This window comes from Pseudonocardia ammonioxydans (assembly GCF_900115005.1).
Taxonomy (GTDB): Bacteria; Actinomycetota; Actinomycetes; order Mycobacteriales; family Pseudonocardiaceae; genus Pseudonocardia; species Pseudonocardia ammonioxydans.
The window spans coordinates 225,948-248,146 of the sequence record NZ_FOUY01000003.1 but is presented as its reverse complement, the minus strand read 5'-3'; the positions used below and the strand labels follow the sequence as shown (position 1 = coordinate 248,146).

Below are 22,199 nucleotides of genomic sequence, written 5' to 3'. Positions count from 1 at the left end.
CGGATGGATCTGCACCTGTCGACGGCGGAGCCGAGCACGTCCGAGCGCGACGCGGTCGACGCGGCGTTCGCCCTGCTCGCTCCCGCGGCGGTCGAGGCAGCCGCGGCCGACCGGCCGACCCGGTCGGTGCACGCGGGCCACGCCGCCCGCTCGCGGCGGCACCTGCTGCTGCCGCTGCTGCACGCCGTGCACGACGCCGAGGGCTGGCTCTCGGAGGGCGCGCTCAACCACGTGGCGCGCACGCTGCAGGTTCCGCCCGCGGAGGTCTACGGCGTCGCCACCTTCTACGCGATGTTCTCGGTCGAGCCGCGGGCGCCGCGGGTGGTGCACGTGTGCGACGACGTCGCGTGCGGGCCGAACGGCGGCGAGGAGATCGTGGCGGCGCTGACCGACGCGCTCGGGCCGCCGGCCGGGAACGGCGAGGCCGACCCCGCCGGTGGCGGGGACCCGGAGCGGCCGGGGGCGTGCTGGGTCCGCAGCCCCTGCCTGGGCCTGTGCGAACGCGCCCCGGCCGTGCTGCACCAACGCGCCGGGGAACCGGACCTGTCCCAGGCACCGGCCACCCCGGACGGCACCGTCGCCGCCGCGACCGCACCGTTCGACACCGCCGGCGCGCAGGCGAGCGCCGCCGACGACGCGTTCGCCGACACCGCGGTGAGCGCCCCGCAGACCCGCACCGGCGAACGTCTGCGGCTGCTGCGCCGGGTGGGCGCGGTGGACCCGTCCTCGTTGGACGACTACCGCTCCCGCGGCGGCTACGCGGCCCTGCGCCGGGCGGTCGACCTGGGCCCGACCCGGGTGATCGCCGAGCTGAAGGACTCCTCGCTGACCGGGCGCGGCGGCGCGGCGTTCCCCACCGGCGTCAAGTGGGAGGCCGTCGCGCAGTCCCCGGAACGCCCGCACCACCTGGTGTGCAACGCCGACGAGTCCGAACCCGGCACGTTCAAGGACCGGGTGCTGATGGAGGGCGACCCGTACGGCCTGGTCGAGGCCATGACGATCGCCGGCTACGTCACCGGCGCGACCGTCGGCCACCTCTACCTCCGCGGCGAGTACCCGCTGGCCACCCGCCGGCTGCAGGACGCGATCGCCGCGGCGCGGGCCCGCGGGTACCTGGGCGCCGACGTGATGGGCGAGGGGTTCGCCTTCGACATCGAGCTGCGCCGCGGCGCCGGTGCCTACATCTGCGGTGAGGAGACCGCGCTGCTGGAGTCGATCGAGGGCTACCGCGGCGAGCCGCGCAACAAGCCGCCGTTCCCCGCGCAGCAGGGGCTGTTCGGCAAACCGACCGCGATCAACAACGTGGAGACCCTCTACAACGTCCTGGAGATCCTCGACATCGGCGGGCGGTCCTTCGCCGCGGTCGGCGGGGACCGCTCGACCGGCTCGAAGCTGTTCTGCGTGTCCGGGGCCGTCGGCACTCCCGGGGTGTACGAGGTGGACTTCGGGACGACGCTGCGCGAGCTGCTCGAGCTGGCGGGCGGCGCCCGCGGGACGCTGCGCACGGTGCTGCTCGGCGGGGCGGCCGGCGGGTTCGTGATGCCCGACGACCTCGACGTGCCGCTGACCCTGGAGGGCGCGCGCGACATCGGTGCGACCCTCGGGTCCGGCGTGGTGCTCGTGTTCGACACCGCCGCCGACCTCACCGGGACGCTGCGCCGGATCGCCGCGTTCTTCCGCGACGAGTCCTGCGGGCAGTGCGTGCCCTGCCGGGTCGGCACGGTGCGCCAGGAGGAGGTGCTGGCCCGGCTGGAACGCGATACGCCGATCGGGTCGCGGGAGACCGAGCTGGCGCTGCTCGACGACCTGGCCCGGGTCATGCGCGACGCCTCGATCTGCGGGCTCGGCCAGACCGCGCCGTCGGCGGTGATGTCGGCGATCGACCTGGAACTGATCGCGGCGCCACGTGGTGCCGCCGACCCGGCCACGAACGGGAGGGGGACGACCGCATGACCACCACCAGCGGAACGGGCCCGGCGGGCCCCGGAGGCCCCCACGGTGCCGGTGTCGACGTCGACGGGGCCCCGGAGGCCGACGCCGGCCGCGGCTCCGAGGCCCCCGGCACCGAGACGCCCGACCCCGGCCCCGCGGCCGGTGAGGGCGTCGCCACGCTGCACCCGACCAACGGCGCGCGGCCGCTCGGCGTCACCGTCGCCGACCCGGCCGGGGCGGCCCCCGGACCGGCCGAGACCCTGGCCGGCGGACCGGTGATGCTCGGCGAGATCCGCCGCCTGGTCGCCGTCACGCTCGACGGCACCGAGGTCCGCGTCCCCGAGGGCTCCACGATCCTCGACGCGCTGCACCGCGAGGGCACCCCGCAACAGGCCGACACCCCGACCCTGTGCTGGGCGCCGAACATGGACCCGATCAACGCCTGCCGGGTCTGCGTGGTCGAGGTCGAGGGGTCCCGCACGCTCGCCCCGTCCTGCGCGCGCCGGTGCGAGGACGGGATGCAGGTGCGCACCGACAGCGAGAAGGTCCGGCACAGCCGCCGGATGGTGCTCGAGCTGCTGGCGTCGGCGGCCGACATGAGCCAGGCCAGCGACGACGTGCAGCGCTGGATGGCCGACTACGGCGTCGACCCGGCCCGCTACGGCCCGCCCGCCCCGCCGACCGCCGACGGTGAGCGGGAGCGTCGCCCCCCCGGTCACCACCCCACCCCCGACGGGGCACGGGCGGCCACCATGGCCCAGCCGGTCAAGGTCGACAACGACCTCTACGTGCGGGACTACTCGCGCTGCATCATGTGCTACAAGTGCGTCAACGCCTGTGGTACCGACGCCCAGTTCACGTTCGCGATCGCCGCGGCCGGGCGCGGGTTCGACGCCCGCATCGCCACCGAGCACGACGTCGAGCTGCCCGACTCCGCCTGCGTCTACTGCGGCAACTGCATCGGCGTGTGCCCGACCGGGGCGCTGAAGTCGGTCGCCGAGCACGAGAAGCGCGAGGCGGGCGACTGGCACCCCGAGGAGGAGACGGTCACCACGACGATCTGCTCGTTCTGCGGCGTCGGCTGCAACCTGGAGCTTCACGTGCAACGCAACGAGATCGTGAACGTGACCAGCCCGTCGGACCACTCGGTGACCCACGGGCACCTGTGCATCAAGGGCCGGTTCGGGTTCCGGCACGTGCAGAACCTGCCGGAGGGCTGAGCACCGTCGCGAGGAAGCGGGTCAGCTCCTGCTCGACGTGCGTGGTGACCGGCTCGCGCGGGTCGAAACCCCACCACGTCAGGGTGCCCTGCCAGTAGGTCGCGACGGCGTCGCCGAGCCCGGGCGGCCCGTCCAGGCACGCGTCGAGGACGCCGGCGAGGGACGCCCGCCACGCCGTGCCACGGCGGCGCGCCTGCGGGTCGCGGAGGTCCTCGCGCAGCACCAGCAGGGCGTCGGCGTAGCTGTCGATGCCGCCGTACTGCTCGGAGAGCCCGACGAGGAACGCGACCGCCCCCCGCGGGGTGCGCTCCACGGTGGCCCCGAGCTCGTCGGTGCGCCGTTCGAGGCGGTCCCACGCGTGCAGCAGCACCCGGCTGAGCAGGTCGGGCTTGCTCCCGAACCGCTGGACGAGCGTCGCCGGGGCCAGCCCGCTCGCCTCGGAGAGCGCGGCGAACGTCAGGGACTGCGGGCCGCCGGCGTGCAACACGTCGAGGGCGACGTCGAGGACGTCGGAATCGGGGACCTGCTTGCGGCGGGGCATGGCACCATCGTATATAAACGAATAGACGTTCACATACGAGGAGGGCACATGGACCTGACGGGACGGGTGGCGCTGGTCGCCGGGGCGACGCGCGGCGCCGGGCGCGGGATCGCCGTCGAGCTGGGCGCCGCCGGGGCGACCGTGTACTGCACCGGGCGCACCACGCGCGAGCAGCGGTCCGAGTACGACCGGGCGGAGACGATCGAGGACACCGCCGACCTGGTCACCGCGGCCGGTGGCACCGGGATCGCGGTGCCCACCGACCACCTCGACACCGAAGCCGTCGCCGCACTCGTCGACCGGATCGGGCGCGAGCACGGCCGGCTCGACGTGCTCGTCAACGACATCTGGGGCGGCGAGCTCATGGTCGAGTGGGAGACCCCGGTCTGGGAGCACGACCTGGCCAACGGGCTCCGTACGCTGCGGCTGGCGATCGACACCCACCTGGTCACCGCGCACCACGCGCTGCGGCTGCTGTCGCGGACGCCCGGCGGGCTCGTCGTCGAGGTCACCGACGGCACCGACGGGTACAACGCCGACAACTACCGGCTCAACGCCTTCTACGACCTCGCGAAGATCGCCCCGATCCGGCTCGCCCGGTCCTGGGCGCACGAGCTGCGCGAGCACGGCGGCACGGCGGTCGCCGTCACGCCCGGCTGGCTGCGCTCGGAGATGATGCTGGAGCTCTTCGGCGTCACCGAGGACACCTGGCGCGACGCGCTCACCGCCGAGCCGCACTTCGCCATCTCCGAGTCGCCGCGGCTCGTCGGGCGCGGGATCGCCGCGCTCGCCGCGGACCCCGACCGGCACCGCTGGAACGGCCGCTCCACCTCCTCCGGGGAGCTCGCCCGGGAGCACGGCCTCGACGACGTCGACGGCTCGCGCCCGGACGCCTGGCGCTACATCGTCGAGGTGCAGGACGCGGGGAAGCCGGCGGACGTCACCGGCTACCGCTGATGCCACCGGACCCCACGGCACTCGCCGTCCTGACCGCCGTCGTCGCGGCCGGGACGGCGGTGCAGGTCCTGCTCGGGTTCGGGGTGAACCTCCTGCTCGTCCCGGCGGCGCTGCTGGTGTGGCCGGGTCTGGTCCCGGTTCCGGCGATGGTGGTGAACCTGCTGCTCTCGGCCGGGGTCGCGGCGCGCTGGGGCCGGCACACCGACCCGCTGGTGACGCGGTGGGCGCTGGCCGGGGCGGTCCCCGGGCTCGCCGTCGGGGGGTGGCTGCTCACCGTGCTGAGCCCCGCCGCGCTCGGGGTGCTCGGGGCGCTGGCGATCCTCGGTGCGGTGGCGTCGACCGCCCTCGGGCCGGCCGCGGTGCCGGCCGGGCCGGTGGCGAGCGGTGTCGCGGGGGCCGGGTCCGCGGTGCTGGGGACGACGGCGGCGGTCACCGGCCCGCCGATCGCGCTGCTGCTCGCCGGGGCCGATCCCCGCCGCGCCCGGGCGACGGTCGCGGTGACCGGCACGCTCACCGCCCTCGTCGCGCTGGTCGTCCTGCTCGCCGGCCCGCTGCGCGCCGCCGCGGGGGAGGCGCTCGCGGGGACGCTGTGGCTGGTGCCCGGGATCGTGCTCGGCTGGGCCGCCGGGCACGCGCTCACGCACCGGGTCCGCGCGGCACTGCTGCGGCCCGCGGTGCTGGTGGTGTCGGCCGCGTCGGCGGTGGCGGTGCTGGTGCGGGCCGTGGTCTGAGCCTCTGCCCCGGACACCGGGTCCCGCCGCGGACGCTCAGGTCAGAGCCGCCGGCCGGGGTCAGGGCCGCCGGCGCAGCACGTGCAGATCCACCCCGTGCGGCAGCGGCCGGGTCCGCACCGTCCAGGTGTCCCGCTGGGCGTCGAGCCAGCGCGGGGTCTCCGGGCGCCCCGGGTCGGCCAGCCACACCGCGGCGCGGCGGCTGGTCACCCGCGGCAGCAGCCTGCTCAGCGCGTCGGCGGCGGCCGCGCCGTAGAGCACGTCGGAGGCGAGCACCAGGTCCCAGCGCTGCTGGTCGAGCAGCGGGTCACGGCCGTCGAACGCCGCCGCGACGGCGTCGACCCTCAGGCCGGAGCGCCGGGCGTTCGCGGCGACCCACGCCACGGCGGCGGGGGACCGGTCGGTCGCCACGACCGGGACCGCACCGGCCCGGGCCGCGACCAGCGAGGGCAACCCGAGCCCGCAGCCGAGCTCCAGCACCCGCCGCCCGGCCAGCCGGCCCGGCCCGGCCTGCTCCAGCGCCGCCGCCAGGGCCCGCGCCGACGGCCACAACCGCGCCCAGTGCGGCGGGTGCAGCTCCTCGACCCCCTCGGCGACGGTGACCGGGTCGAACTCGACCGCGTCCGGGTCGGCCGGCCGGATGATCGTGAGCGGGCCGCTCGGCAGCGCGATCTCCTCGAGCACCGCGGGCCCGGTCGGCCCGGCCGGGCCCGGCCGGCGTGCGGAGCCGCCCCGACCGGATCGGCCGGGGTCCTCGGAGCCGCCCGGCGGCGCCGCGTCAGATCCCGGCACGGTGCGTCCAGCGGCCGCCGACGAGCGTCCCCGCCACCGGCATCGCCCGCAGCGTGGCCGGGTCGCAGGTGGTCGGGTCGGCGTCGGTCAGCACCAGGTCCGCGCGGGCGCCCTCGGCGAGGGCGGCGACCGAACCGGGGGTCACCCCGTACGACGCGCCCAGCGCCACGGCCCGGTCGATCTCCTGCTCGGGGTGCCAGCGGTCGCGCCCGTCGGAGCTGCGGTGCACCGCGGCCGCGAGCGCGATCCACGGGTCCAGCGGTGCGACCGGGGCGTCCGACCCGAGCGCGAGGCGGGCACCGGCGGCGTGCAGCGAGCCGTAGGCGAACGCCCGCCGCGTGCGTCCCGCCCACAGCCGGTCGGCGACGTCGCGGTCGTCGAGCGCGTGCTCGGGCTGCACCGAGGCGACCAGGCCGAGCTCGGCGAAGCGCGGCACGTCGTCGCCGGTCAACAGCTGGGCGTGCTCGATCCGCCCGCGCACCCCGGTGGCCGCGAACGCGTCGAGCACCAGGGTGTTCGCGTGGTCGCCGATGGCGTGCAGGGCGGCCTCCAGCCCGGCGTCGCGGGCCCGGGCCAGCAGCGGGTGCACCTGCTCGGGCGGGACCAGCAGCAGCCCGCACGGGTGGTCGATCACCGCGCCCGGCGGCTGCGGGTACGGGTCGTAGCAGTAGGCGGTGCGGGTGTTCAGCGACCCGTCGGTGATCACCTTCAGCGGGCCGGCGGTGAGCAGCCCGCCGGTGCCGGGGACGACGTCACCCGCCCGCAGCCCGGTCGCGACCAGGTCGTCGAGCCGCTCCGGCCACACCGACGCCTCGACCCGCAACCCGGTCGTGCCCGCCTCGATCCGGCGCCGCCATGCCGGTAGCGACCACGGAGCCTCGAAGTCGACGATCCCGACCACTCCGCGCGCCGACGCGGCCGCCGCGGCGTCGGCGACGAAGCCGTCGAGCGTCTCGTCGGGCACGTCCTGCAGCGCGACGGTCACCGCGAAGAACTCCGACTCCCGGATCCGGCCGGTCGGGTGCCCGCGGTGCCCGAACCGGGCGCACGCGGCACCGTTGAGCCAGCCCTGGTGCAGGTCACCGGACACCAGCACCACCGGGACGTCCCCGCTGATCGCGTCCAGCAGCGACCGGTGCGCCTCGTCGGGCCACAGCGAGTCCCGGAACCCGAACCCGACCAGCACCTCACCGGCCGCCGGTGGGGCCGTCGCCAGCCGGTCGGCGACCAGCGCCGCGCAGGCCGCCGCCGACCGGGCGCCGGACAGGTCGAGCCGGCGCCGGGCCAGCGCCCACTGCGCCATGTGCACGTGGTGGTCCCACATGCCGGGCAGCAGCGCGCGCCCGTCGCACTCGACGACCTCGGTGCTCCCGGTGTCGCCGGTGCTCTCGCTGCTCCCGGTGCCGGCCGGGACGATCGCGGCGACCCGGTGCCCCGACAGCAGCACGTCCACCGGCTCGCCGAGACCGGTGCGCTCCGGCCGCAGCACACGGACCGTACGCAGCAGCACGCTGCCGATGCCGGCGCTCATCCCTGGTACGGGCGGTCGCGGCCGGTCCAGCGGTCCTCGTCGCGCCGGTAGACCGGGATGGGACGCTCGGCCACCCGGAAGGTGTAGCGCCCGGCCTCCTCGACCACCTCGCCGTCGGTGGCCAGCATGCTCGGCTCCAGCAGCTCGACGTCGAGCCGCGGCACCTCACGCTGGTGGTAGACGCGGCTGTGCCCGAGCGCGGACAGGATCAGCGCGAGCACCACGCGCAGCCGGGAGAACCGGACGTCGGCGCGCAGCCAGCGGACGTCGAGCAGCCCGGAGTCCAGCGTCGGCCGCCACGCCGGCACCGCGCCACGCGGGTGGTAGGGGCCGTTGCCGACGAACAGGAACCACACCTTGTACCAGCGGTCCTCGATCCGCACCGAGATCTTCTCCGAGCGGCGCAGCACCGTGATAAGCGCGGCCGCGAACGCCGGCCACTTGCCGTAGCGGGGCTGCCAGCGCTCGCGCAGCTGCACCAGCTCGGGGTAGGAGCCGATCGAGGCGGTGTTGATGAAGTAGCGGGTGCGGGTGACCGAGACGTCCTCCGGGTCGTCGAGCCGGCCCGGGTGCGCCTCGACCAGCGCCAGGTCCACGGCCACGGCCTCCCCGGCCTGGGTGGCGTCGACGGCCTCCTGGGTGTCGTAGACGCCGACGTCGCGGGCGAAGTGGTTGAGCGTGCCGCCCGGCACGACGACCAGCGGGAGCCCGTGGTGGTCCGCGACGGCCGCGGCGGTGGCCACGGTGCCGTCCCCACCGGCGACCCCGACCGCGCGCACCCAGCGCCCGCGCTCGGCGATGGCGTCCTCGAGCATGTCCTGCACGGCCACCCCGTCGCCGACGACCAGGTGGTGCGCGGCGGGCAGCCGATGGCGCACCTCGTCGGACACGTCGTGGTCCGGCGGGCCGGAGAACGGGTTCGACACGATCACCAGGCCGTCGCCCTGCGGCAGCACCGGCACGGTGTCCATCGGCCGCGCCCGTGCCTCGTCGCTGGGACGCACCGGCCACCAGCGGCGGGTCAGCTGGGCGACGGCGGTGCCGACCGCGGCGCCGGCCAGCACGTCGGAGGTCCAGTGCACGCCGACGTGCACCCGCGACCAGGCGACGGCCGCGGCCAGCGGCACGACCACCGGCGCGGCCCGCCGGTTCTCCATCACCACCGCCGTCGCGAACGCGGCCGCCGACGCGGCGTGCCCGGACGGGAACGACGAGGACGACGGCGGGCAGTCCACCGTCCGGTACACCGGCAGCTCCGCGGCGGCCGGGCGGCGGCGCGGCAGCATCGGCTTCAGCACCGCGTTGGCGGTGAAGCTGGTCAGCGCGATCGAGGCGACCCCGCGCAGGGCCGCGTGCCGCTCCGTACCCCGCCGGGCGGCCAGGATCGAGGCCACCGCGAACCACAGGACGCTGTGATCGGCCGAGCGGGTGAGTCTGCGCAACGTGGTGTCCACCCGGCTGGGCGGGCGGCTCGCGATGAACCCCGTGATCGCCCGGTCCACCAGGGAGACGGTCGCGATACCCCCGTCCACTCGGCGGGACCGGCGTGCGACGCGCTCGAACCATCCGCTCACAGCACTGACAGTAGAGGGGGTCCGGCGCATACCCTGAACGGCATGCAGCGTCGGATCTTCGGGGTCGAGACGGAGTTCGGTGTCACGTGCACCTTCCACGGACAGCGCCGCCTGTCCCCGGACGAGGTGGCCCGCTACCTGTTCCGGCGGGTGGTGTCGTGGGGCCGTTCCTCCAACGTCTTCCTCCGCAACGGTGCCCGTCTCTACCTCGACGTCGGATCCCATCCCGAGTACGCCACCGCCGAGTGCGACTCGCTCACCCAGCTCGTCGCCCACGACAAGGCCGGCGAGCGCATCCTCGAGGACCTGCTCGTCGACGCGGAGCGGCGACTGGTCGACGAGGGCATCGGCGGTGACATCTACCTGTTCAAGAACAACACCGACTCCGCGGGCAACTCCTACGGCTGCCACGAGAACTACCTGGTCGCCCGGCAGGGCGAGTTCTCCCGGATCGCCGACGTGCTGTTGCCCTTCCTGGTCACCCGGCAGCTGATCTGCGGTGCCGGCAAGGTCCTGCAGACCCCGCGCGGCGCGGTGTACTGCCTGTCCCAGCGGGCCGAGCACATCTGGGAGGGCGTCTCCTCGGCGACCACCCGCTCCCGGCCGATCATCAACACCCGGGACGAGCCGCACGCCGACGCCGAGCGCTACCGCCGGCTGCACGTCATCGTCGGCGACTCGAACATGTCCGAGGTCACGACCCTGCTCAAGGTGGGGACGGCGACGCTGGTGCTGGAGATGATCGAGGCCGGCGTCCAGTTCCGCGACTTCACCCTCGACAACCCGATCCGCGCCATCCGCGAGATCAGCCACGACCTCACCGGCCGGCGTCCGGTGCGGATGGCGGGCGGCCGGGAGGCCAGTGCGCTGGACATCCAGCGCGAGTACCACGCCCGGGCCGTGGAGTTCCTGCAGAGCCGCGGACACCAGGGCCAGGAGGACAAGGTCATGGAGCGGGTCGTCGAGCTCTGGGGCCGCACCCTCGACGCCGTCGAGACCCAGAACCTGTCGCTGATCGACCGCGAGATCGACTGGGCGATCAAGCACCGGCTGGTCGAGCGGTACCGCAACAAGCACGACCTGGACCTGTCCAGCGCCCGGATCGCGCAGCTCGACCTCGCCTACCACGACGTGCGGCGCGGGCGCGGGCTGTTCGACATGCTGCAGCGCAAGGACCTGGTCGACCGCGTGACCGACGACGGCGAGATCGAGGCCGCCAAGGACACCCCGCCGCAGTCGACCCGGGCGAAGCTGCGCGGCGACTTCATCGCCGCCGCGCAGGCGGCCGGGCGCGACTTCACCGTCGACTGGGTGCACCTCAAGCTCAACGACCAGGCCCAGCGCACCGTGCTGTGCAAGGACCCGTTCCGGGCGGTCGACGAGCGGGTGGACCGGCTGATCGCGTCCCTGTAGGCCGTGAGTGGTTGTCGCGGTTCCAGCCGCGACAACCACTCACGGGCGCGGCAGCGCGACTCGGCCGAACCGGGACTCGGACGGGTCGGCGAACATGTGCAACCCGAACCGGGCCGACAGCTCCCGGCAGACCGCGACGCCGCGCACCGAGTTGCCGTGCCGGTCCAGGCCGGGGGAGTAGACGCCGAGCCCGAAGTAGCTCGGCAGGATGCCCATGATCCCGCCGGACACGCCGCTCTTGGCGGGGATGCCGACGTCGTGCGCCCACTCACCGGCCGCGTCGTACATGCCGCACATGCTGGTCACACTGACCACGGTGCGCAGGTGCTCGCGGGCGAGCGCCCGCACCCCGGTCTGCGGGTTGACGCCACCGTTGGCCAGGGTCGCGGCCATCATCGACAGCTCCGGCGTGGTGACCGTGATCGAGCAGGCGGCCAGGTAGACGTAGAGGTTGTCGTCGATGTCGCCGTGCAGCATGCCGAGGCTGCGCATCAGGTAGCTCAGGCCCAGGTTGCGGTCGTTGGACACCAGCTGCTCGGCGAGCACCTGCTCGTCCACGGCCAGGTCCGGATTGCCGGTGTAGGCGCGGTTGCGCTCGAGGAGGCGCTCGACGCGTTCCTCCCTGGTCGCGCCCTTGATCAGGTTCACCGCGACCAGCGCCCCGGCGTTGATCATGGGGTTGAACGGCCGGTGGTGCACGTCGTCGAAGCTGATCGAGTTGAACGGGTCCCCGGAGGGCTCCACCCCGACCCGGCGCAGGGTCTCGTCGAGGCCGTTGTCCTCCAGCGCCAGGCCGTAGGTGAACACCTTCGAGATCGAGTGCAGCGGGAACCGGACGTGGCAGTCGCCGACCTCCCACCGGGTCCCGTCGACGTTCGTGCCGGCCAGGCCGAACTCCTCGGCGCGCCGCGCCATCTCCGGTGGGTAGTAGCTCACGACCTCCTCGCCCGGCAGCAGCATGCGGCCGCCCGCCGTGCACGTCGACCGCAGATCCTCCAGCTGTTCCTGGACCAGTTCCCGTTCCGCCTCGGCAACCACGTGCCGTCTCCTTCCTGGCCTGTGAGTGGTTTTCGCGGCTCCAACCGCGAAAACCACTCACGGGCCTACAGCCCCTCCGGCAGCCAGCCGTCACCCGAGGGGTACATCTCGGTGGCGTCCTCGCGCCGGCCCGGGCGCACGATCCGGCCCAGCCGCGACTCCGACGGGTCGGCGAACACGTGCAGCCCGAACCGGTCCGACAGCGCCCGGCAGACCGCGACCCCGCGCCCGGAGTTGCCGTGCCGGTCCAGCCCGGGGGAGTAGACCCCGACCCCGATCGCGTCCGGGATCGGGGCCAGGATCGCGCCGGAGACGCTGGACTTGGCGGGGATGCCGACGTCGTAGGCCCACTGGCCGGCGGCGTCGTACATCCCGCACATGATCATCACGCTGAGCACGTCGCGGGTGTAGGTCCGCGGCAGCGCCGGGACACCGGTGAACGGGTTCGCCCCGCCGCGGGCCAGCGTCGCGGCCATCGTGGACAGCTCGAGCGCAGTGACGGTCACCGAGCAGGCGGCCAGGTAGACGTAGAGGTTGTCCTCGATGTTGCCGTGCAGCATCCCGAGGCTGCGCATCAGGTACGACAGCGAGACGTTGCGGTCGTTGGACACCAGCTGCTCGGCCAGGACGTCCTCGTCGACCGCGAGGTCCGGGTTGCCGGAGTAGATCCGCAGCCGGGTCAGCAGCCGCTCGACCTTCTCCTCCTTGCTCGACCCGTGCACCAGGTTCGCCGCCACCAGCGCCCCGGCGTTGATCATGGGGTTGAACGGCCGGTGGTTGACCTCGTCGAAGCTGATCGAGTTGAACGGGTCGCCGGACGGCTCCACGCCGACCCGCAGCAGGACCTCCTCGCGGCCGTTGTCCTCCAGCGCGAGGCCGTAGGTGAACACCTTCGAGATCGAGTGCAGCGGGAAGCGCTCCTCGGCGTCACCGACCTGCCACTGGGTGCCCTCGATGTCGGTGGCCGCCAGCCCGAACAGGTGGGCCCGCTCGGCCATCGCCGGCGGGTAGTAGGCGACGACCCGGTTGTCCGGGATGCCACCGGGACGCCCGATGACCTGGTGCAGCTCGTCGAGCTGCTGCTGGATGATCTCGCGCTCGGTCTGCTCCACTCCCGCCCCTCCGCCGTGTCGTACGGCCCGTGCGGAGCGGAACCTAGATCACCCCGGGCGTCCCGGGCACGTCAGGGCGCCGCGCACCCCGGCGTCGCTACTCGATGCCGGGCATGATCCGGCGCCGGAGCTCGGTCAGCTCGTCCTGGATCTCGGGGTCGGCGGGGCCGGACTTCTCCGGTGCCGGCTCGATGCCCATGGACCGGAGCAGCTGGGTCGCCGCGCTGGCCGGGTCGCCGGTCTCGCCGAGCACCGGGTGCAGACCCTCCCCGGCGAGATGGTGGAACACCAGGTTCACCACGGTCCACGGGTTGAACGTCTCCTGCTCCGCCGTCATCAGGCCCACCTCCACGTACGTCGGGGCGGCCGCGTCGCCGCACCGGTGCCGACCCTTTCTGTGGCGGCGACGGGCGTCAACCGGGCTGTCGCAGGATGAGACACCCGCGGTTCCCGGTGCCCGACGATCGGGGCGCCCGGCTCCCGGCCGGGTCCGCCGATACGATCGCCGTCGTGTCCTCCGCCCGCGCCGAGCGACTGGTGAACCTGGTGCTCTGCCTGATGTCGACGCGGCAGTACCTGTCCGCGGAGCGGATCCGTGCGACCGTGCCCGGCTACGCCGAGGCCCCCAGCGACGAGGCGTTCTTCCGCATGTTCGAGCGCGACAAGTCCGAGCTGCGGGAGCTGGGGGTGCCGCTCGAGACCGGGCACACCTCGATGTTCGACACGGTCGACGGCTACCGGATCGCCCGCGCCGACTACGAGCTCGGTGCGATCGAGCTCGAGCCCGACGAGGCCACCGTGGTCGCGCTGGCCGGGAACCTGTGGAACTCCCCGGACCTCGCCGGCGCCGCGCACGGCGCCCTGGTCAAGCTGCGCGCCGCCGGGGTGGAGGTCGCCGAGACCCCGGCCGCGACCGTGCGCCTGCACGCCGGTGAGCCCGCGCTGGCGCCGCTGCTGGCCGCGACCCGCTCCGGGCGCGTGGTGACCTTCGAGCACCGCCGCGGGGGCCCGGCCGACGCGCCGGTGCAGCGCACGGTCGAGCCGTGGGGCGTCGTGTCCTACCGCGGCCGCTGGTACCTGGTCGGGCACGACCGCGACCGCGAGGACGTCCGCTGCTTCCGGCTGTCCCGGATCACCGGTGAGGTCCGTGCGACCGGCCCGGACCGCGCGGTCACGGTGCCCGACGGCGTCGACCTGCGCGCGATCGTGCGGTCCTCGGCCGGGCCCGGCCCGGTCACCGGCACCGCCCGGGTGTGGGTCGCCCAGGGGCGCGCGGCCGGGCTGCGCCGGATCGGCCGCGAGCAGGGGCCGCACGAGCACACCGGGCGCCCGGGCGTGCTGGTCGAGCTCGACGTCCGCGACCGCGACACGGTCGCCCGCTGGCTGGCCGGGCACGGGCCGGACGTGGCCGTGCTGGACCCGCCGGAGCTGGTGGCCGCGGTGCGCGAGCTGTGGGCCGGCGCGGCCGCGCTCGCCGGCTCGGCGGGGCTGCCGGGGTGAGCCGGCAGGGGGTCGCGCAGCGCCTGCCCCGGCTGCTGTCGCTGGTGCCCTACCTGCGGGCGCACCCCGGGGTGCCGGTGGCCGAGGCGGCCGCGGACTTCGGGGTCGACGAGAAGCAGCTGCGCCGGGACCTGGAGCTGCTCTGGATGTGCGGGCTGCCCGGCTACGGGCCGGGCGACCTGGTCGACCTGGCCTTCGCCGGGGACACCGTCGACGTCGTGTTCGACGCCGGGCTGACCCGCCCGCTGCGGCTCACCACCACCGAGGCGACGGCACTGCTGGTGGCGCTGCGGATGCTGCACCAGAGCCCGGGCGTGGTCGACTCCGACGCCGTCGCCCGCGCGATCGGCAAGATCGAGGCGGCGGTGGGCGAGGCCGCCGGTCCGGGTGGGCTGGTGACCGTCGAGTCCGGGATCGGCGAGCGGGGGACCACGGCGGTCGTGCGCCGGGCGCTGGATCGCGGGCGGGCGCTGCGGATCGTGTACTTCACCGCGAGCCGGGACGCGGTCTCGCGCCGGGACGTCGACCCGATGCGGCTGGTGGTCACCGAGGGCCGCGGCTACCTGGAGGCCTGGTGCCGGCGGGCCGAGGGCGTGCGGATGTTCCGCCTGGACCGCGTGGAGCAGGCCGAGGAGCTCGACGAGCCCGCCCGCGCGCACCCGGAGGCCGAACCGACCGACGTCTCGCACGGCCTGTTCGGGCGGCGGGCCGGTCAGCGCCACGCCGTGCTCGAGCTCGCCCCGCCGGCACACTGGGTGGCTGAGTACTACCCGGTCGACGAGGTGCGGACGTACCCGGTCGACGACGTGCAGACGTACCCGGTGGACGAGGTGCGGACCCACCCGGCCGACGACGTGCGGACGGCCGACGGCGGCGCCCTCGGGGACGGCCCTGTCGAGGACGGCGCTGTCGAGGGCGGCGCTGTCGAGGGCGGCACCGTCGAGGGCAGCGCTCCGGCGGGCGGCGATCCGGCGGGCGGCGCCGTGGAGGGCGAGCCGCCGCCCGGTGCCGCGCAGCGACCGCCGGCCCCGCACCATCCCGCCCGGCACCGGCAGCCCGGAGCACTCGGCCGGCCCGGAGCACTCGGCCGGCCCGGGGCCGATGACCCGGAGCCCGGACCGGACGGGCGGCTGCGCGTGCTGCTGCGCTTCGCCGACCCGGACTGGCTGGTACGGCTGGTCCTCGGGCTCGGCGGGGCGGCCCGGATCGTCGAGCCGGCCGAGCTGGCCGACGTGGTGCGCGAACGGGCACGGGAGGCCCTGTCCCGGGTCGACGGACCGTGACGGTATGGTCACCCCGGGTGGTGTGACGCCGGATGATCTCGCAGGTGAACATCCGGGGCGCAGCTTCCCACCACGGCCCGGGCCCGCGGGCGCGCACCACGGCGGTGCGTAGACTCGGCCGCGTCCCGGTGAAGACCGACGGAGGTTGACCATGCCCGGTGGCTACGAGTGGCTGATCATCATCGCCGTGCTGCTGCTGCTGTTCGGCGCCAAGAAGCTGCCCGAGATGGCGCGTTCGGTCGGTCAGTCCGCCCGCGTGTTCAAGGGTGAGATGAAGGGCCTCAAGGACGACGAGGCCAAGGCGAAGAACGCGCCGGAGGGCAAGCCCGCGGCGGAGAACCAGGCCCCGGCCGCGCCGCAGGAGCTCCCGGCGGCGTCGCAGGCGCCGGCCGACCCGGCCCCGCAGGTCGCGCAGCCGCAGGACCGCGGCACCGCGAACTCCAACTGAGGTACCCGGCGTCGTGAAGTCCCCGTTCCGTCGGAAGCGCAGGCTCAACCCCGACGGGACCATGACCCTGGTCGAGCACCTCTACGAGCTGCGCAACCGGCTCGGCATCTCGCTCGCCGCGATCCTGGTGACGACGGTGTTCGGCTACATCTGGTTCGAGGTCGCGTTCCTCGGCTTCCCCAGCCTGGGGGACCTGCTCAAGGAGCCGTACTGCTCGCTGCCGGACTCCGCGCGGGCGGTGTTGACCGCCGACGGGAGCTGCCGGCTGCTCGGCACGACCCCGTTCGACCAGTTCATGCTGCGGCTGAAGGTCGGCGCGACGGCCGGGGTCATCCTCGCCTGCCCGGTCTGGCTCTACCAGCTGTGGGGTTTCATCACGCCCGGGCTGATGCGGACCGAGCGCCGCTACGCGCTCGGGTTCGTCTCGGTCGCGGCGGTGCTGTTCGTCGCGGGTGCGGTGCTCGCGTACCTGATCATCCCGCAGGCGCTCGGCTTCCTGCTGACGATCGGCAGCGAGATCCAGACGACCGCGCTGACCGGGACGTCGTACTTCTCACTGGTCGTCAACCTCATCGTGATCTTCGGGGTCAGCTTCCTGATCCCGCTGCTCGTGGTCGCGCTCAACGCGGCCGGGGTCGTGTCCTATGCGGCGCTGAAGAAGGCACGCCGGGGCCTCGTGTTCGGCCTGTTCGTCTTCGCCGCGATCGCCACCCCCGGCCAGGACCCGATCTCGATGCTGGCCCTGGCGTTCGCGCTGTCGCTGCTGTTCGAGGCCGCCATCCAGGTCTGCCGGCTCAACGACCGCCGGCGGGCCCGCAGACGGTCCGCCGAGGGATGGGACGACGCGGACCTCGACACCCCCTCGCGGATCGACACGACCCCCTCCGAGCTCGACGGCCCGTCGGACATCGGCAGCCCCTCCGAACTCCGCAGCCCGTCGGAGATCGGTTCGCCGACCGGCGCCGCCGGAACGGCCGCCCCACCGCAGCCGGCGACGGATCCGCAGCCGCGCCCCACCGCGGGCTACGACGACATCACCTGAGCCTCCCGCGGCGGCGGGCGACCCGCACGGCGGGCGGCGCCGGGGGTGTCCGTACGCTCTGCCCGGACCGGAACGGCGGCCAGCACAGGCGAGGAGTGGGTCGGGCGCGCATGAAGTACACGCGGGTGGTCATCAAGCTCAGTGGCCAGGCGATGGCGGGGGACGACGGCTTCGGGTTCTCCGCGAAGGCGCTCGCCCACCTGGCCACGCAGATCAAGCAGGTCCGCGAGCTGGGGGTGCAGATCGCCGTCGTCGTGGGCGGCGGGAACGTCTTCCGTGGCAACCGCTCCGACTCCTGGGGCATCGACCGGGTCGAGGCCGACAACATCGGCATGCTCGGCACGGTCATCAACAGCCTGCTGCTGCGCGGCAAGCTCTCCGCGGGCGGCGAGGAGAACGTCCGGGTGATGACCGCCATCCCGATCAACGCGGTCGCCGAGCCGTTCCTGCGGCTGCGCGCAAAGCGGCACCTGGACAAGGACGCCATCCTGATCTTCTCCGGCGGCAACGGCCAGCCGTTCATCACCACCGACTACCCGAGCGTGCAGCGGGCCCTGGAGATCGGCGCGGACTCGCTGCTGGTCGCCAAGCACGGCGTCGACGGGGTCTACGACACCGACCCCCGCACGAACGTCGACGCGCGCCGTTACGAGCGGCTGCCCTACGACGAGGTGCTCTCGCGGCGGCTGGCCGTGATGGACCAGACGGCGTTCATCCTCGCCCGCGACCACGGCCTGCCGCTGCACGTGTTCGACATCGAGCAGGACGGGCTGATGGCCGCGATCTGCCGTGGCGAGCACCACGGAACCGAGATCAACCCCGACATCGTCGAGGCCGAGTTCGCACAGGCGCCCTGAACCCCCGTGCCCGGGCCGTCCGCCGCGGCGCGGACGGCGCGGGCTGTCGGGGGTGTGTGACAGCCTGTGGACGTGAGTGGTTCCCGATCCGGTGTGAGCGATCCGGCGGCCGCGTACGCGGCGGCGAAGGCGCGCGCCGCGCACCCGCGGCTGGCCGAGTTCACCGGCCTGCTGCCGTTCGAGCTGGACGGTTTCCAGCGGGAGGCCTGCGAGGCACTGGAGGACGGGCACGGCGTCCTGCTGTGCGCGCCCACCGGGGCCGGTAAGACGGTCGCCGGCGAGTTCGCGGTGCACCTGGCCCTGTCCGAGGGCCGCAAGTGCTTCTACACCACGCCGATCAAGGCGCTGTCCAACCAGAAGTACGCCGACCTGGTCGCCCGCTACGGGGCGGACGCGGTCGGCCTGCTCACCGGTGACACCGCGGTCAACGGCGACGCCCAGGTGGTCGTGATGACCACCGAGGTGCTCCGCAACATGATCTACGCCGATACGGATGACAGGGCCAAGACTTCCGCACGACGCCTGGACCTGCTCGGCTACGTGGTGATGGACGAGGTCCACTACCTCGCCGACCGGTTCCGCGGCGCGGTCTGGGAGGAGGTCATCCTCCAGCTGCCCGAGCACGTCGCCGTCGTCGGGCTGTCGGCCACGGTCAGCAACGCCGAGGAGTTCGGTGACTGGCTGATCGAGGTCCGAGGCGACACCACCGTGGTCGTCGACGAGCACCGGCCGGTGCCGCTGTGGCAGCACATGATGGTCGGCAACCGGCTGTTCGACCTGTTCGGCGAGCGCCGGGCGAAGGGCCGGCGCGACCGCTCCGCACCCTCGAGCGGCACCGCAGCCTCGAGCGGCTCCGGCGCCGGTACCGGGTCCGACCGGCCGGAGCTGGTGGTCGACCCGGAACTGGTCCGCTACACCCGCGAGATGCAGCGCCGGGACGTCGGCGGGTCCCGGGCCGGCGGTGACCGGGCGGGGGACCGGGGCCCGCGGCCCCGCGGCCGTGGCGGACCCCGCGGGCGGACGCGGGGCGGCAAGCCCGACCGCACCGCCGTCGTCGGCCGGGGGCCGGGCGGGCCGTCGCGCGGCGGGTTCCGCCCGCCGTCGCGGGTCCAGGTGATCGACCGGCTGGACCGCGAGGGGCTGCTGCCGGCGATCACGTTCGTGTTCTCCCGGGCCGGCTGCGACGCCGCCGTCGGGCAGTGCGTGCGGGCCGGGGTCCGGCTGACCGAGCCCGACGAGGTCGAGGAGATCCGCCGGATCGTCGAGAAGCACACCGGTGACCTCCCGCAGGACGACCTCGGCGTGCTCGGCTACTGGGACTGGCGCGAGGCGCTGGAACGGGGTGTGGCCGCACACCACGCCGGCATGCTGCCCGCGTTCAAGGAGACGGTCGAGGAACTGTTCGTCGCCGGGCTCGTGCGCTGCGTGTTCGCGACCGAGACCCTCGCGCTCGGCATCAACATGCCTGCCCGCACCGTGGTGCTCGAACGCCTGGTCAAGTTCAACGGCGAGGCCCACGTCGACCTGACGCCCGGGGAGTACACCCAGCTCACCGGGCGGGCCGGGCGGCGCGGTATCGACGTCGAGGGGCACGCGGTCGTGCTGTGGACCCCCGGCATGGACCCCGAGCAGGTCGGCGGCCTGGCCTCGACCCGCACGTATCCGCTGCGCAGCTCGTTCCGGCCGGTCTACAACATGTCGGTCAACCTGGTCGGCCGGCTCGGCACCGACGCCGCCCGCGAGCTGCTGGAGCGGTCGTTCGGCCAGTTCCAGGCCGACCGGTCGGTGGTCGGGCTGGCCCGGCGGATCGACCGCAACACCGAGGCCCTCGAGGGCTACCGGGAGTCGATGACCTGCCACCTCGGCGACTTCACCGAGTACGCCGACCTGCGCAGGCGGATCACCGAGCGGGAGAAGTCGCTGCGCCGCCAGAACACCGCGGCGGCCCGCGACGAGATCGCCGAGTCGCTGCGCGAGCTGCGCCCCGGCGACGTGATCGCCATCCCGGCGGGCAAGCGGGCCGGGATCGCCGTCGTGCTCGACCCGGGCGTCGGCGCGTTCGCGGCCAGCGGGCGCGACGCCGAGCCGCGCCCGCTGGTGTGCACCGAGGACCGCTGGGCCGGGCGGCTGTCCGCCTCGGACTTCCCCACGGCGGTCGACGCGCTGGGCCGGATCAAGCTGCCCAAACGGGTCGACCACCGGTCACCGCAGGTCCGCCGGGACCTGGCGTCGTCGCTGCGCAACTCCCGCATCACCCCGCCGCACGGCAACGAGCGCCGCAGGCGCCACGGCGTGCAGGACGACCCGGAGCTGGTCACCCTGCGCCGCGCCCTGCGCGCCCACCCCTGCCACGGGTGCGACGACCGGGAGGCCCACGCCCGCTGGGCGGAGCGCCACACCCGCCTCGAGCGGGAGACCGAGTCGCTGCGCCAGAAGGTGCGCGCCACCACCCACTCGCTCGCGCGGGCGTTCGACCGGATCCGGGCGCTGCTCACCGAGCGCGGCTACCTGATGCCCGCCGGGCAGGTCGCCGAGGGCGGCGAGGAGGTCACCGAGCACGGCCGGGTGCTGGCCCGGTTGTGGGGCGAGTCCGACCTGCTCGCCGCGGAGTGCCTGCGCCACGGTGCCTGGGAGGGCCTGGCCCCGGAGGAGTTCGCCGCCGTGGTCTCCGCGCTGGTGTACGAGTCCCGGCGCGACGACAGCCCGATGCCGCGGCTGCCGCAGGGCCCGGTGGCCGACGCCCTGGAACGGACCGTGGCGATCTGGGAGGAGCTGGAGGCCGACCAGCGCCGGCACAAGGCCGAGCGCACCCGGGCCCCGGATCTGGCCTTCGCCTGGCCGATGCACCGCTGGGCGCGCGGGGAGTCCCTCGCACAGGTTCTGGAGGCCGCCGAGCGCAACGGGCACGAGCTGTCCGCGGGTGACTTCGTACGCTGGGCCCGGCAGGTCCTCGACCTGCTCGATCAGATCGCCGGTGTCGCCGGTCGGTCGAGCAGTGTCGGGAAGGCCGCGCACCGGGCCTCCGGTGCGGTGCGCCGCGGCGTGGTCGCGGCCGGGATCGAATGACGGACGAGACGAACACCCACGACGGCGAGAGGTCGGCGATGAGCAACCCGCAGGGACGGGATCGGCATCCGGAAGATGCCACCGAGCGGACGGGGGAGCTGCCCGCGTGGGGCGACACCCCTCCGGGCGGGTGGGGCGCCGACCCCGCGGCCACGGGTGCCTGGTCCCCCGAGCGGGACGCGCGCGACGGGTGGGCCGGCCAGGGTGCCGCGGACGCGGGCTGGGACCCGCAGGCCGGCGCGCGCGATGCCGGGCGGGACGCCGGTCCGGGCGCGACCGGCGCGTGGGGCCCGGACGACACCGGCGGCTGGGCACCGGGCGCGACCGGCGGTCGGGCCGCCCAGGACACCGGTTCCTGGGCTCCCCAGGACACGGGTGGGTGGGCGGCCCAGGACCCCGACGGGTGGGCGGCCCCGGGTACCGGCGGGTGGGCGGCCCCGGGCCCCGGTGAGCGGCCGGGCCAGGAAGCCACGGCCGGGTGGACCGATCACGACACCGACGGCTGGAACGTCCAGGGCGGTGACCGGCCCGACGCCGGTGACCCCGGCAGGACGGCGCAGGCGGCGCCCGTGTGGGGCGACGAGGCCGCGCAGGAGGGCGACGGCTGGGCGATCCCGACCGGGCGGCGCCGCCACCGCAGCCCCGACGACCCGGACGGTGTCGCGCCGACCGACGCCGTCCCGGCCGGGTCCCCCGCATCGGTGTGGGCCGGGGACCAGGCGACGACCGCCCAGCCGGCCGACGACGCCGGGCACGGCGCGACCTCGTGGGCGCCGCAGGAGTCCGGTCGCGCCCCGCTCGACCGCAGGAAGTGGGGCCTGATCGGGGGCGGTGTGCTGCTGGTCGCGCTCGTGCTGGCCAGCGCGTTCCTGTGGCCGGCCTGGGCGATCCCGCCCCGGCTGGACCAGACCGCGCTGCAGACCGGGGTCAACCAGGTGCTCAGCGAGGACTACGGCCTCGAGGTCGGCGCGGTGCAGTGCCCCGACGACGTCGTCGTCTCGGCCGGCACCACGTTCAGCTGCCAGGCCGTCGTCGACGGCGAGCAGGTCGAGGTGCCCGGCGTGGTGACCTCCGACGAGGGCGACTACCAGGTCAACCGGGTCTGACCGGCCCGTCCCCGGAAAGCGGTGGCGGGGCGCGGCCCGGTCGAGGAGGCTCCTCG

General features: G+C 74.6%; 19 protein-coding genes and 1 pseudogene. 13 read left to right on the top strand and 7 right to left on the bottom strand.

From position 1 onward, the window contains the following. Positions 1-3 precede the first annotated feature (3 nt). A complete protein-coding gene (locus BM093_RS05420; protein WP_093338032.1) occupies positions 4-1,953 on the top strand; it encodes an NAD(P)H-dependent oxidoreductase subunit E in 1,950 nt (649 codons plus the stop codon). After that, entirely contained in the window at positions 1,950-3,152 is a 1,203-nt protein-coding gene (locus tag BM093_RS05415) for a 2Fe-2S iron-sulfur cluster-binding protein (protein WP_245773315.1), read from the top strand. The genes BM093_RS05420 and BM093_RS05415 overlap by 4 nt, the downstream gene beginning before the upstream one ends. Here BM093_RS05415 and BM093_RS05410 read toward each other — a convergent pair. After that, on the bottom strand, positions 3,103-3,693 hold the full coding sequence (locus BM093_RS05410; protein WP_093338029.1) for a TetR/AcrR family transcriptional regulator: 591 nt from the start codon (positions 3,691-3,693) through the stop codon (positions 3,103-3,105). The two genes, BM093_RS05415 and BM093_RS05410, sit on opposite strands and share 50 nt — an antisense overlap. Before the next feature lie 48 nt (positions 3,694-3,741). Here BM093_RS05410 and BM093_RS05405 point away from each other — a divergent pair, with 48 nt between their 5' ends. After that, the gene (locus tag BM093_RS05405; RefSeq protein ID WP_093338025.1) at positions 3,742-4,650 is read left to right on the top strand and encodes an SDR family oxidoreductase; all 909 of its coding nucleotides are present in this window, start codon (positions 3,742-3,744) and stop codon (positions 4,648-4,650) included. Beyond that, complete coding sequence (locus BM093_RS05400) at positions 4,650-5,381, top strand: TSUP family transporter (protein ID WP_093338022.1); 732 nt, start codon at positions 4,650-4,652, stop codon at positions 5,379-5,381. Before BM093_RS05405 ends, BM093_RS05400 begins: the two co-directional genes overlap by 1 nt. 60 nt (positions 5,382-5,441) lie before the next feature. Here the strand turns inward: BM093_RS05400 and BM093_RS05395 are convergent, their stop codons facing one another. From BM093_RS05395 to BM093_RS05385, 3 genes are read right to left on the bottom strand one after another with little or no spacing between them, the layout of a single operon-like run. Further along, on the bottom strand, positions 5,442-6,173 hold the full coding sequence (locus tag BM093_RS05395; RefSeq protein WP_093338019.1) for a class I SAM-dependent methyltransferase: 732 nt from the start codon (positions 6,171-6,173) through the stop codon (positions 5,442-5,444). After that, a complete protein-coding gene (locus BM093_RS05390) occupies positions 6,160-7,704 on the bottom strand; it encodes an amidohydrolase (RefSeq protein ID WP_093338016.1) in 1,545 nt (514 codons plus the stop codon). The genes BM093_RS05395 and BM093_RS05390 overlap by 14 nt, the downstream gene beginning before the upstream one ends. Next, complete coding sequence (locus tag BM093_RS05385) at positions 7,701-9,278, bottom strand: diacylglycerol/lipid kinase family protein (RefSeq protein ID WP_245773314.1); 1,578 nt, start codon at positions 9,276-9,278, stop codon at positions 7,701-7,703. Before BM093_RS05385 ends, BM093_RS05390 begins: the two co-directional genes overlap by 4 nt. Before the next feature lie 42 nt (positions 9,279-9,320). Between BM093_RS05385 and pafA the strand changes: the two genes are divergently transcribed. Continuing rightward, positions 9,321-10,691, top strand: a complete 1,371-nt coding sequence (gene pafA, locus BM093_RS05380) for a Pup--protein ligase (RefSeq protein ID WP_093338010.1) — start codon at positions 9,321-9,323, stop codon at positions 10,689-10,691. Positions 10,692-10,730: 39 nt separating this feature from the next. On the opposite strand, the gene glsA (BM093_RS05375) is transcribed toward pafA, so the two are convergent. The 3 genes from glsA (BM093_RS05375) to BM093_RS05365 all read right to left on the bottom strand — a co-directional run bounded on the left by glsA (BM093_RS05375) (position 10,731) and on the right by BM093_RS05365 (position 13,178). Then, positions 10,731-11,729 carry a glutaminase A gene (gene glsA / locus BM093_RS05375; RefSeq protein WP_093338007.1) on the bottom strand — a complete coding sequence of 333 codons (999 nt, stop codon included), beginning with the start codon at positions 11,727-11,729 and terminating at the stop codon, positions 10,731-10,733. 65 nt (positions 11,730-11,794) lie between these two features. Continuing rightward, positions 11,795-12,841: a glutaminase A gene (gene glsA / locus BM093_RS05370; protein ID WP_093338005.1), complete on the bottom strand. Its 1,047-nt coding sequence runs from the start codon at positions 12,839-12,841 to the stop codon at positions 11,795-11,797. Positions 12,842-12,938: 97 nt separating this feature from the next. Then, on the bottom strand, positions 12,939-13,178 hold the full coding sequence (locus tag BM093_RS05365; protein ID WP_177238280.1) for a hypothetical protein: 240 nt from the start codon (positions 13,176-13,178) through the stop codon (positions 12,939-12,941). A 173-nt stretch (positions 13,179-13,351) separates the two neighbouring features. Between BM093_RS05365 and BM093_RS05360 the strand changes: the two genes are divergently transcribed. The 8 genes and pseudogenes from BM093_RS05360 (at position 13,352) to BM093_RS05325 (ending at position 22,143) form a co-directional block, all read left to right on the top strand. Beyond that, positions 13,352-14,341, top strand: coding sequence for a helix-turn-helix transcriptional regulator (locus BM093_RS05360; RefSeq protein ID WP_093338163.1), 990 nt, complete (start codon positions 13,352-13,354; stop codon positions 14,339-14,341). Then, positions 14,338-15,126, top strand: a pseudogene (locus tag BM093_RS05355) (helix-turn-helix transcriptional regulator); the annotation flags it as partial. The gene BM093_RS05360 and the pseudogene BM093_RS05355, both read left to right, overlap by 4 nt. Next, positions 15,124-15,624 (top strand): WYL domain-containing protein, encoded by a 501-nt coding sequence (locus BM093_RS37045; RefSeq protein ID WP_281248691.1) that lies wholly within the window; start codon positions 15,124-15,126, stop codon positions 15,622-15,624. The pseudogene BM093_RS05355 and the gene BM093_RS37045, both read left to right, overlap by 3 nt. A gap of 145 nt (positions 15,625-15,769) precedes the next feature. Further along, positions 15,770-16,072, top strand: coding sequence for a Sec-independent protein translocase subunit TatA (tatA, locus tag BM093_RS05345; protein WP_093338000.1), 303 nt, complete (start codon positions 15,770-15,772; stop codon positions 16,070-16,072). Positions 16,073-16,133: 61 nt separating this feature from the next. Beyond that, complete coding sequence (gene tatC, locus BM093_RS05340) at positions 16,134-17,114, top strand: twin-arginine translocase subunit TatC (RefSeq protein ID WP_093337997.1); 981 nt, start codon at positions 16,134-16,136, stop codon at positions 17,112-17,114. A gap of 110 nt (positions 17,115-17,224) precedes the next feature. After that, positions 17,225-17,971: a UMP kinase gene (gene pyrH, locus BM093_RS05335; protein ID WP_093337994.1), complete on the top strand. Its 747-nt coding sequence runs from the start codon at positions 17,225-17,227 to the stop codon at positions 17,969-17,971. A gap of 72 nt (positions 17,972-18,043) precedes the next feature. After that, positions 18,044-21,037, top strand: coding sequence for a DEAD/DEAH box helicase (locus BM093_RS05330; protein ID WP_093338158.1), 2,994 nt, complete (start codon positions 18,044-18,046; stop codon positions 21,035-21,037). Next, positions 21,034-22,143 carry a DUF4333 domain-containing protein gene (locus BM093_RS05325; protein WP_093337991.1) on the top strand — a complete coding sequence of 370 codons (1,110 nt, stop codon included), beginning with the start codon at positions 21,034-21,036 and terminating at the stop codon, positions 22,141-22,143. Before BM093_RS05330 ends, BM093_RS05325 begins: the two co-directional genes overlap by 4 nt. The last annotated feature ends 56 nt before the right edge of the window (positions 22,144-22,199 follow it).